At 73.7% G+C, this 9,847-nt stretch carries 8 protein-coding genes; 4 read left to right on the plus strand and 4 right to left on the minus strand.

The window, feature by feature from the left end; genetic code table 11:
• Nucleotides 1-2 precede the first annotated feature (2 nt).
• The 3 genes from ABZ896_RS35050 to ABZ896_RS35060 all read right to left on the minus strand — a co-directional run bounded on the left by ABZ896_RS35050 (nucleotide 3) and on the right by ABZ896_RS35060 (nucleotide 2,936).
• On the minus strand, nucleotides 3-914 hold the full coding sequence (locus ABZ896_RS35050) for a hypothetical protein (protein ID WP_360938023.1): 912 nt from the start codon (nucleotides 912-914) through the stop codon (nucleotides 3-5).
• On the minus strand, nucleotides 911-1,372 hold the full coding sequence (locus ABZ896_RS35055; RefSeq protein WP_360938026.1) for a hypothetical protein: 462 nt from the start codon (nucleotides 1,370-1,372) through the stop codon (nucleotides 911-913). Before ABZ896_RS35055 ends, ABZ896_RS35050 begins: the two co-directional genes overlap by 4 nt.
• Nucleotides 1,373-1,541: 169 nt before the next feature.
• Nucleotides 1,542-2,936, minus strand: coding sequence for a diaminopimelate decarboxylase (locus ABZ896_RS35060; protein ID WP_360938029.1), 1,395 nt, complete (start codon nucleotides 2,934-2,936; stop codon nucleotides 1,542-1,544).
• 158 nt (nucleotides 2,937-3,094) lie between these two features.
• Here ABZ896_RS35060 and hutU point away from each other — a divergent pair, with 158 nt between their 5' ends.
• From hutU to hutI, 4 genes are read left to right on the plus strand one after another with little or no spacing between them, the layout of a single operon-like run.
• Complete coding sequence (gene hutU / locus ABZ896_RS35065) at nucleotides 3,095-4,759, plus strand: urocanate hydratase (protein WP_360938032.1); 1,665 nt, start codon at nucleotides 3,095-3,097, stop codon at nucleotides 4,757-4,759.
• Nucleotides 4,760-4,791: 32 nt separating this feature from the next.
• Nucleotides 4,792-5,994 carry an allantoate amidohydrolase gene (locus ABZ896_RS35070; protein ID WP_360938050.1) on the plus strand — a complete coding sequence of 401 codons (1,203 nt, stop codon included), beginning with the start codon at nucleotides 4,792-4,794 and terminating at the stop codon, nucleotides 5,992-5,994.
• Nucleotides 5,991-7,343: a formimidoylglutamate deiminase gene (locus ABZ896_RS35075; RefSeq protein ID WP_360938035.1), complete on the plus strand. Its 1,353-nt coding sequence runs from the start codon at nucleotides 5,991-5,993 to the stop codon at nucleotides 7,341-7,343. Before ABZ896_RS35070 ends, ABZ896_RS35075 begins: the two co-directional genes overlap by 4 nt.
• Nucleotides 7,344-7,384: 41 nt before the next feature.
• Nucleotides 7,385-8,557 (plus strand): imidazolonepropionase, encoded by a 1,173-nt coding sequence (gene hutI / locus ABZ896_RS35080; RefSeq protein ID WP_360938038.1) that lies wholly within the window; start codon nucleotides 7,385-7,387, stop codon nucleotides 8,555-8,557.
• A 19-nt stretch (nucleotides 8,558-8,576) separates the two neighbouring features.
• Here the strand turns inward: hutI and ABZ896_RS35085 are convergent.
• Nucleotides 8,577-9,847, minus strand: a 1,271-nt coding sequence (locus ABZ896_RS35085; protein ID WP_360938041.1) for an RICIN domain-containing protein, incomplete at its 5' end; no start/stop codon positions are given.

Raw genomic sequence — 9,847 nt, forward strand, 5'->3', positions numbered from 1 at the left:
GCTCAAAGGGCCTCCAGCGCATCCCTGAGCCTCTTCAGCAAGGTGATGTGGGGATCGACGCGGACGTCGACGTCCTCGGGCACCGACGGCCCCGACGGCCCCGACGGTCCAGACGGCCCCGACGGCATCCCGGGGGCCGCGGGCGGGCACGGCGCGACGACCCCGGCCGCCACCAGCCGCCGTACGTCCACCAGCGTGTGGAAGGCCGGGCGGCCCAGCTCACGGGCGATCTCGGAGGCGGTGCGCACACCGTCCACCCGGGCCAGCACCGCCCGGCAGCGGGCCGGGAGCAGCGGGGGCGCGGGATGGTACTCCCGGACCAGCGGCGCCTCGTCCGGTGTCGCGTCGGGCCAGATGCGGTGCAGCAGATCGCGCCGGCGCAGCGTCTCGCGCTCCAGGGCGGCCACCGGAACCGGCCGCAGGGTGCGCACCTCCGGGGCCGCCGGCCCCTCCTCGGCGCCGTAGCGGAAACGGCCGGGCGCGCCGCTCGGGGCGAGCGCGAAGTACGCCGCGTCGTACAGCGCGGTCAGCCGGCACACCTCCAGCGCGCCCGGGGTCAGGCCGGGGCCCGGCACCAAGTGGTGGGCCGCGCGGTGCCGGCCGCCGCTCTCGCCGGTCGCGGCGTTCTCGGCGGCCTCGGTCTGCACCCGCCGCCAGGCCGCGGCCGCCGGTGCGCCGTGGGCGGTGAGCAGGACGTCGGCGGCGGGCGCGACCGGGCTCTCGACGTGCACCACCTGGCCGTCGGCCAGATGCAGGGTGCCGCGCTCGCGCACCAGGACGCCGGTGGCCCGCTCGGCGGCGAGCCGGTTCAGCATCGGCGAGACCCCGCCCCAGCCGCGGCCGAGGGCGCCCGTCTTGTCCCGGACGGGCAGCCGGGGCGGCGGGGTGGCCGCGGTGGTCCGTACGGCCGTCATCCGAGCACCAGCCGTCCGGCCATCTCGCCGAGCCGGATGCGGGCCAGCGCGAGGTTGCCCTCCGCGCGGGCCAGCCACAGGTGCAGGAACACGCTGCTGTCGAAGGACGTCGGCACGAACCTGAGGACGTGGTAGCTGTCCCGGTTGCTGATGATCAGGTCCTCGACCGGCGGATCAGGCGGCGCGGGGGCCGCCTCGCCGGGCGGGTCGTCGGAACCGGTGAACGGGTCGAGCGCGCCGGTCCCGGCGCGCCCCTCCGGCCCGTCCGGGCTGAACGCTCGCTGTTCGGCGGCCATCCGGGCCAGCTCCGCGGCCTCCGCGGCCGCCGCCTCCTGGTCGCCGCCCGGGGACTCCCCGACGGCGCCCAGGGCCAGCCCGCTCGTCCAGTCGACCAGCGCGGCGCCCCGCGCACCGGGCAGTCGCATGGCTTCCAGCAAGCACTCGTCGATTCCGGGCACCGTTGTTCCCCTCCCGCCTGGGGTTCGGCTGAGTGACGCCGAAACTACGCAACGTGTGCGCGACGGGTGAGGGATCTGGCATTTTCCGGTGGAACATGCGGCGAGTGACTAAGGTGGGTCGGCTGGTCTGGTTTTCCCCCCCTTTCCTGGGGCGCTTCAGGGGGCTACGTCAAGGGCGGCCGGGTGCGCGCAGGGTGGTGAGCGCGTCGGTGTGCGCCCCTCCGGATTCGGCCACGATCTCCGCGAGCGTCTGCGGGGTGCGCACCGTCGCGAAGGCCGTGCCACCGCGCTCGACGTCCGGGGCGAAGCCGTAGATTCCGGGCCGGGCGAGCGAGTTGTACGCGTAGTGGTGCGCGAAGTAGTACGCGCCCGTGTCCAGCGCCGCCGCGTAGTCGCCCTGCTCCAGCAGTGGCATGGTGCGCCCCTCGGCCAGCAGGTCGCCCGAGAAGCAGGCCGGCCCCGCCACGTCCTGGACCACCTCGGGCCCGCCCTTCGGGCGCCCCTTGCCGTCGTACGCCGCGATCCTGAGCGGCCACGCCTCGGGCACGTACACCGTCCGCGTCGCCACCTGCACGCCCGCGTGCGTCACCGCCACCGGCCGCCCGCCCGCGCTCTTGGCGTACTCCACCCGCGCCACGATCGTCCCGTGCTTGGCCAGAAGCGACCGCCCGAACTCGGTCACCAGCCCGTACCGCCCGTCGAACAGCCCCGGCACCGCCTCCCGCATCGCCCGCGCGTACGTGGCGTACGTCGGTGTCATCGCGTCCGAGCCGTAGTTCACCGGCAGCCCGCCGCCGATGTCCACGGTGTCGATCTGCGGCCGCCCGATGCGCTGGTTGATCTCCTCGGCGAGCGCGTACGTCTCCGCGAGGCCCCGCGCCATCAGGGAGAGCGGGATGCCCTGCGAACCGGTGTGCGCGTGCAGCCGGGTCAGCCAGGGGCGCTCGGCGTACGCGCGCACCACCCACTCCCGCGCCCCCTCGTCGCGCAGCGCCACCCCGAACTTCGAGGTCGCCGTCGCCGTGGACGTCGCCCCGATGGAACCGCCGCCGATCTGCGGGTTGACGCGGATGCCGAGCGGCGAGCGGCTTACGGCGGACCGCATCAGGGCGTCCAGGCGGTCCAGCTCCTGCGGGTTGTCCGCGTTGACGGCGATCCCCAGCGCCAGCGCCTCCCTGAGCTCGGCCGGCGTCTTCGCGGGCGAGTCGAGCACGGTCCGGCCCGGCGGCAGCCCCGCCGCCCGCGCCAGCGCCAGCTCGCCGGGGCTCGCCACCTCCGCGCCGATGCCCTCCTCGCGCAGCAGCCGCAGCACCGGCACCAGTGGGGTCGCCTTCACCGCGAACGCGTGCAGCACCGGGGTGCCGGGCGCGGTGACCTCGTCGAAGGCCGCCCGCAGCTGCGCCGCCGACTCCCGGATGCCGGTCACGTCGAGCAGTCCGACGATGGGGGTGTCCGGTCCGAGGAGCCCCTGCTCCACGGCCGCGCGGACCGCCTCGTCCCGGCGGACGGCCCGCCGCTCCCCGTCGCCCGCCGCCTCGTCCGCGCCGCCGTCCCATGCGTTCACGATGTCCCCGCTCCGTCCGTGGTCCGTGCTCACCTGTCCAACGAAACATCTGTTCCCCACCGACAACGACGCGAGAACGTATTGACTAGTTCTATTCACGAAGCGAGTATGTGAATAACGACAGCAACAATCCGCAGCAGAGTCCCAGGAGGCAGACCATGTCAGGACCCCGCCCCGTCCGAGCGCCGCGCGGTACGGAACTGAGCGCCCTGGGATGGCAGCAGGAGGCCGCCCTGCGGATGCTCCAGAACAACCTCGACCCCGAGGTCGCCGAACACCCCGACAAGCTCGTCGTCTACGGCGGCACCGGCAAGGCCGCCCGCGACTGGCGCTCCTTCGACGCGATGGTGCGCACCCTGCGGACCCTCAAGCAGGACGAGACCATGCTGGTCCAGTCGGGCCGCCCCGTCGGTGTCATGCAGACCCACGAGTGGGCCCCGCGCGTCCTGATCGCCAACTCCAACCTCGTCGGCGACTGGGCCAACTGGGAGGAGTTCCGCCGCCTGGAGGCCCTCGGCCTCACCATGTACGGCCAGATGACCGCCGGTTCCTGGATCTACATCGGCACCCAGGGCATCCTCCAGGGCACCTACGAGACCTTCGCGGCCGTCGCCGCCAAGAAGTTCGGCGGCACCCTCGCGGGCACGATCACCCTGACCGCCGGCCTCGGCGGCATGGGCGGCGCCCAACCGCTCGCCGTCACCATGAACGACGGCGTCGCGATCTGCATCGACTGCGACCCGCGGGCGATCGAGCGCCGGATCGAGCACCGGTACCTGGACGTGCGGGCCGACAACCTGGAGCACGCCCTCCAGCTCGCGGTCGAGGCCCGGGACGCCCGCCGCCCGCTCTCCATCGGCCTGCTGGGCAACGCGGCCGAACTGCTGCCCCGCATGCTCGCCGAGAGCGCCCCCGTCGACATCGTCACCGACCAGACCTCCGCCCACGACCCGCTGGCGTACCTACCGGTGGGCGTGGCCTTCGAGGACATGGCCGACGCGGCGGCGAAGGACCCGGCGGGCTTCACCACCCGCGCCCGCGAGTCCATGGCCCGGCACGTCGAGGCCATGGTCGGCTTCATGGACGCCGGCGCCGAGGTCTTCGACTACGGCAACTCGATCCGCGGCGAGGCCCAACTCGCCGGGTACGACCGCGCCTTCGCCTTCCCGGGCTTCGTCCCCGCCTACATCCGGCCCCTGTTCTGCGAGGGCAAGGGCCCCTTCCGCTGGGCCGCCCTGTCCGGCGAGGCCTCCGACATCGCCAAGACCGACAAGGCGATCCTCGACCTCTTCCCGGAGAACGAGTCCCTCGCCCGCTGGATCAAGATGGCCGGTGAGCGGGTCCACTTCCAGGGCCTGCCCGCCCGCATCTGCTGGCTCGGCTACGGCGAGCGGGACAAGGCCGGCGAGCGCTTCAACGACATGGTGGCCTCAGGGGAGTTGGCGGCGCCGCTGGCCATCGGCCGCGACCACCTGGACGCCGGTTCGGTGGCCTCGCCGTACCGCGAGACCGAGGCCATGCTCGACGGGTCCGACGCGATCGCCGACTGGCCGCTGCTGAACGCGATGGTCAACGTGGCCTCCGGCGCCTCCTGGGTCTCCCTGCACCACGGCGGCGGTGTGGGCATGGGCCGGTCGATCCACGCGGGCCAGGTCACGGTCGCCGACGGCACGAAGCTCGGCGGCGAGAAGGTCCGCCGGGTGCTCACCAACGACCCCGGCATGGGCGTCATCCGGCACGTGGACGCGGGCTACGACATCGCGGAGTCGGTGGCGGACGAGCGCGGGGTGCGGGTGCCGATGCGCGAAGGTGACGACGCGTGACGCAGACCTCCAACGGCGGCTCGTTCCACGCCATGTGGCGCGAGCTGCTCCCCATCGGGCGCCACCCCGACTCCCACGGCTACCGGCGGTTCGCCTGGACCGGGATCGATCTCGAATGCCGGGCCTGGTTCAAGGAGCAGGCCGAGGCGCGGGGGCTTGTCTACGAGGTCGACCGGAACGGGAACCAGTGGGCCTGGCTCGGGGACCCCGCCGCCGGGGACGCCGTCGTCACCGGGTCGCATCTGGACTCCGTGCCGGACGGCGGGGCCTTCGACGGGCCGCTCGGGGTCGTGTCCTCGTTCGCCGCGCTCGACGAACTCCGCTCCCGGCAGGCCGAGTTCACCAAGCCCCTCGCGATCGTGAACTTCGGTGACGAGGAGGGCGCCCGCTTCGGGCTCGCCTGCGTCGGCTCACGGCTCACCGCCGGACAGCTCACCGTCAAGAACGCGCACAAGCTGACCGACGGGGACGGCGTCACCCTCCCGCGGGCCATGGAGAGCGCCGGGTACGACCCCGACGCCATCGGGCCCGACCCCGAACGCCTCGCCCGCATCGGCGCCTTCGTCGAACTCCACGTCGAGCAGGGCCGCGCCCTGGACCTCAGCGGCGACCGGGTCGGTGTCGCCAGCGCCATCTGGCCGCACGGACGCTGGCGGTTCGACTTCCGCGGCGAGGCCAACCACGCCGGCACCACCCGGCTCGTGGACCGGCGCGACCCGATGCTGTCGTACGCCGAGACCGTCCTCGCCGCCCGCCGCGAGGCCGAACTCGCCGGTGCCGTCGCCACCTTCGGCAAGATCTCGGTCGAGCCGAACGGCGTCAACGCCGTCCCCTCCCTGGTGCGCGGCTGGCTCGACTCCCGCGCCGAGGACCAGGCCACCCTCGACACCGTCGTCGGCGGCATCGAGAAGGCCGCCCGCGCCTACGCCGAGGCGCACGGCGTCGACCTCGACGTGGTCCGGGAGTCCTTCACCCCCGTCGTGGAGTTCGACCACGCCCTGCGCGACGAACTCGCCCGGATCCTGGGCCGGGACAGCGAGCTGAAGGTCCCCGTCCTGGGTACCGGGGCCGGACACGACGCCGGGATCCTCTCCGGGAGCGTCCCGACCGCCATGCTGTTCGTGCGCAACCCCACCGGCGTCTCGCACTCCCCGGCGGAGTTCGCCGCCGAGGACGACTGCGTGGCCGGGGTGACCGCACTCGCCGACGTACTGGAAGGGCTGGCCTGCACGTGACCACCAAGACGTACTGGCTGGAACACGCCTGGCTCGACACCTATGTCGAGCCGGGCGTGGCCCTCGACGTGGCCGACGGCCGGATCACCGCCGTACGCACCGGTGTCGAGAACGCACCCCCCGGCGCCGAGATCCTGCGCGGCCTGACCCTCCCCGGCCTCGCCAACGCGCACTCGCACGCCTTCCACCGCGCCCTGCGCTCCACCGTCCAGGTCGGCTCCGGCACCTTCTGGACCTGGCGCGAGGTCATGTACGCCACCGCCGACCGGCTGACCCCGGACAACTACCACGACCTCGCCAGGGCCGTGTACGCCGAGATGGCCCTCGCCGGCATCACCGCCGTCGGTGAGTTCCACTACGTGCACCACGCCCCCGGCGGCACCCCCTACGCCGACCCCAACGCGATGGGCGAGGCCCTCATCGCGGCCGCCGCCGAGGCCGGGATCCGCATCACCCTCCTGGACACCGCCTACCTCGCCGCCGGCATCCTGAACAAGCACAGCGGACAGGCGCCCGACACCCACCAGCTCCGCTTCTCCGACGGCACGGCCGAGGCCTGGGCCGAACGCTGTTCAGTTCTCAAGGAACGGGATCACGCGCGGATCGGGGCGGCGATCCACTCCGTACGGGCCGTGCCCGCCGCCCAGTTGGCGACCGTGGCGCGCTGGGCCGAGGAGCGGCGGGCCCCACTCCACGTCCACCTGTCCGAGCAGACCGCCGAGAACGACGCCTGCCAGGAGGCCCACGGCTGCACGCCCACCCGGCTGCTCGCCGACCACGGGGTGCTCGGGCCGCGCACCACCGGCGTCCACAACACCCACCTCACCGACGAGGACATCGCCCTGATCGGCGGCAGCGGCACCGGCACCTGCATGTGCCCCACCACCGAACGCGACCTGGCCGACGGCATCGGACCCGCGGTCGCCCTCCAGCGGGCAGGCTCCCCGCTCTCCCTCGGCTCCGACAGCCACGCCGTCATCGACCTGCTCGAAGAGGCGCGCGCGATGGAGCTGAACGAGCGGCTGCGCACCCGCACCCGCGGTCACTGGACGGCGGCGGCACTCCTGCGCGCGGCCTCGGCCGACGGCCACGCCGCCCTCGGCTGGGAGGACGCCGGTGTCCTGGAGGCGGGCGCGCTCGCCGACTTCACCACCATCGCGCTCGACTCGGTCAGGACGGCGGCCCCGCTGCCCAGGCTCGGCGCCGAGACGGCCGTATTCGCGGCGACGGCAGCGGACGTACGGCACACGGTCGTGGGCGGCCGGCACGTCGTCCGGGACGGCGCGCACACGCTCGTACCGGATGTGCCGCGGGCGCTGGCGGCAGCCGTAGCAGCCCTGCGCGCCTGACGGCCGCACCGAGCCCCGACAAGGACGCGGACAAGGACGCCATGAGCAGCACACTCATCACCAACATCGCCACGCTGGTCACCAACGACCCCTCCCTCGGTGACGGTTCTCCCCTCGGACTGATCCAGGACGCGGCCGTCGTCATCGAGGGCGACCGCGTCGTGTGGACCGGTGAATCAAGCAAAGCACCCGCCACTGACAATCGGGTCGATGCCCAGAAAAAGGCGGTCATCCCGGGCTTCGTCGACTCCCACTCGCATCTCGTCTTCGCGGGCGACCGCACGCAGGAGTTCAACGCCCGGATGTCGGGGCGGGCGTACAGCGCGGGCGGCATCCGGACGACGGTCGCGGCGACGAGGGCGGCGAGCGACGCGGAGCTGGCGGCGAACCTCACCCGCTACCTGGCCGAGGCCCTCCGCCAGGGCACCACGACCTTCGAGACCAAGTCCGGCTACGGCCTGACCACCCACGACGAGTCCCGCGCCCTGCGCATCGCCGCCGCCCACACCGACGAGGTCACCTACCTCGGCGCCCACATCGTCTCGCCCGACTACGCCGAGGACCCGGCGGCCTACGTCGACCTCGTCACCGGCGAGATGCTCGACGCCTGTGCGCCGTACGCCCGTTGGATCGACGTGTTCTGCGAGAAGGGCGCCTTCGACGGCGACCAGGCCCGCGCGATCCTCGCCGCCGGCAAGGCCAGGGGCCTGCACCCGCGCATCCACGCCAACCAGCTCTCCTACGGCCCCGGCGTCCAGCTGGCCGTCGAACTGGACGCGGCGAGCGCCGACCACTGCACGCACCTCACGGACGCGGACGTGGACGCCCTGGCCGCCGGAAACACGGTCGCCACCCTGCTCCCCGGCGCCGAGTTCTCCACCCGGGCCGAGTGGCCGGACGCCCGCCGCCTCCTGGACGCGGGCGTCACGGTCGCCCTGTCCACGGACTGCAACCCGGGCTCCTCCTTCACCTCCTCCGTCCCCTTCTGCATCGCCCTCGCCGTACGCGACATGCGGATGACCCCGGACGAGGCGCTCTGGTCGGCCACGGCGGGCGGAGCGGCAGCCCTGCGCCGCACCGACATCGGCCGCCTGACCCCGGGCGCCCGAGCCGACCTACTCCTGCTGGACGCCCCCAGCCACGTACACCTGGCTTATCGGCCGGGGGTGCCGCTGGTGAGCGGGGTGTGGCGGCGGGGCGTGCGGGTGGTCTGACGGTCGGAAGGGGGACTCGTCATGACGCCCCCGCCCGCCACCGCTGCCCCGCACCCCCGTTGAGCCGTTCCAGCGACACCCCGGCCCCGGCGCTGTCCGGTGTCAGGGCTGTCTCGATCGCGATGGACGGGCGGATCACGCCGTCGGGGTCCACGGTGAAGCGGAGGTTGGCGCCGTGGTCGCCGTCGGCCGAGTCGCAGGACCAGATGCCGAGGCCCTTGTCGGTGTCGCCGCGGCTGTCGAGGCAGAAGTCGGGGTCGGCGTACGACTGGAGCACGCCCCGCGCGGTGTCCACCCGCCAGCGTTGGGTCCGGCGGTCCGCGGCACAGGGGGCGGTGACGACGTCCGTTCCCTCCGAGAAGGCCCCCGCCACGTCCAGGCAGCGGCCCGTGGAGACGTTGACCACCTGGGCGTAGGCGCCGCCCGGCGGGTGGAAGGGCGGTGGCGTGGGGGACGGGCTCCTCCGGGTGGGGGAGGGCGACGCCGAGGCCGTCGGCGACACCACCCCGGTCGGTGACACCGTCGCCGTCGCGGTCACCGTCACAGGGGGCGGCTCCGCCGGTGTCGTCACCGAGGCCCCCGCGGACTCCGGTTCCCCGGACGGCGAACCGCCCTGGGAGAGCAGGAACAGTAGCAGCGGGACGAGGGCCACGCCGAGCGCCGCGGAGGCCAGTACCAGCCGGCGGGGCCGGGTCCAAGTCGCCGAGGTCACCTGCGGCTCGGGAGCCTCCGGCTCGGCCTCCGCCCGCGCCGCGTACGCCGTCCCGCCCCACGGCAGCAGCCCCTCCGCCAGCGCCGGGCGCGGGGTGTCCCGTAGGGCGCACTGCTCCTCGTACGCCGTCGCGCAGTGCGGGCAGTGGACCATGTGGGCGTGCAGATCGGCGCTCGCGCGCGGGCTGTCCGGTCGTACGGCCTCCTCGACGAGACGGCGGAAGTCCGCGCAGCGGGGGTCGTCCGAGGCGGCGAGGCGGAACCTCAGACAGGTCCGGGCCAGCGTCTGGAGGGCCTGTCCGGTGCCGTGGGTCACGTCCTCGGCGGTCAGGCCCAGCAGCGCGGCCGTAACGGGAACCGGCTCGTCCTCGAGAACGCCGTACCAGACGAGACCCTGGGTGCGGGCCGGCAGTGACTGGAAGGCGCCGAGCAGGGGCGGTACCGGGCCGCCGGGGGCCGCCGTGTTCAGGACCAGCAGCTGTTTGACGACGCCGGAGACCAACCCGACGACTGCGCGGCCGAGTTGATCGAGGAGCACTCGGCGGCCCTCGCCCCGCTGCTCCGGTGGTGGCACACGGC

Origin of the sequence: Streptomyces sp. NPDC047072 (genome assembly GCF_040643855.1) — a bacterium.
Classification (GTDB): Bacteria; Actinomycetota; Actinomycetes; order Streptomycetales; family Streptomycetaceae; genus Streptomyces.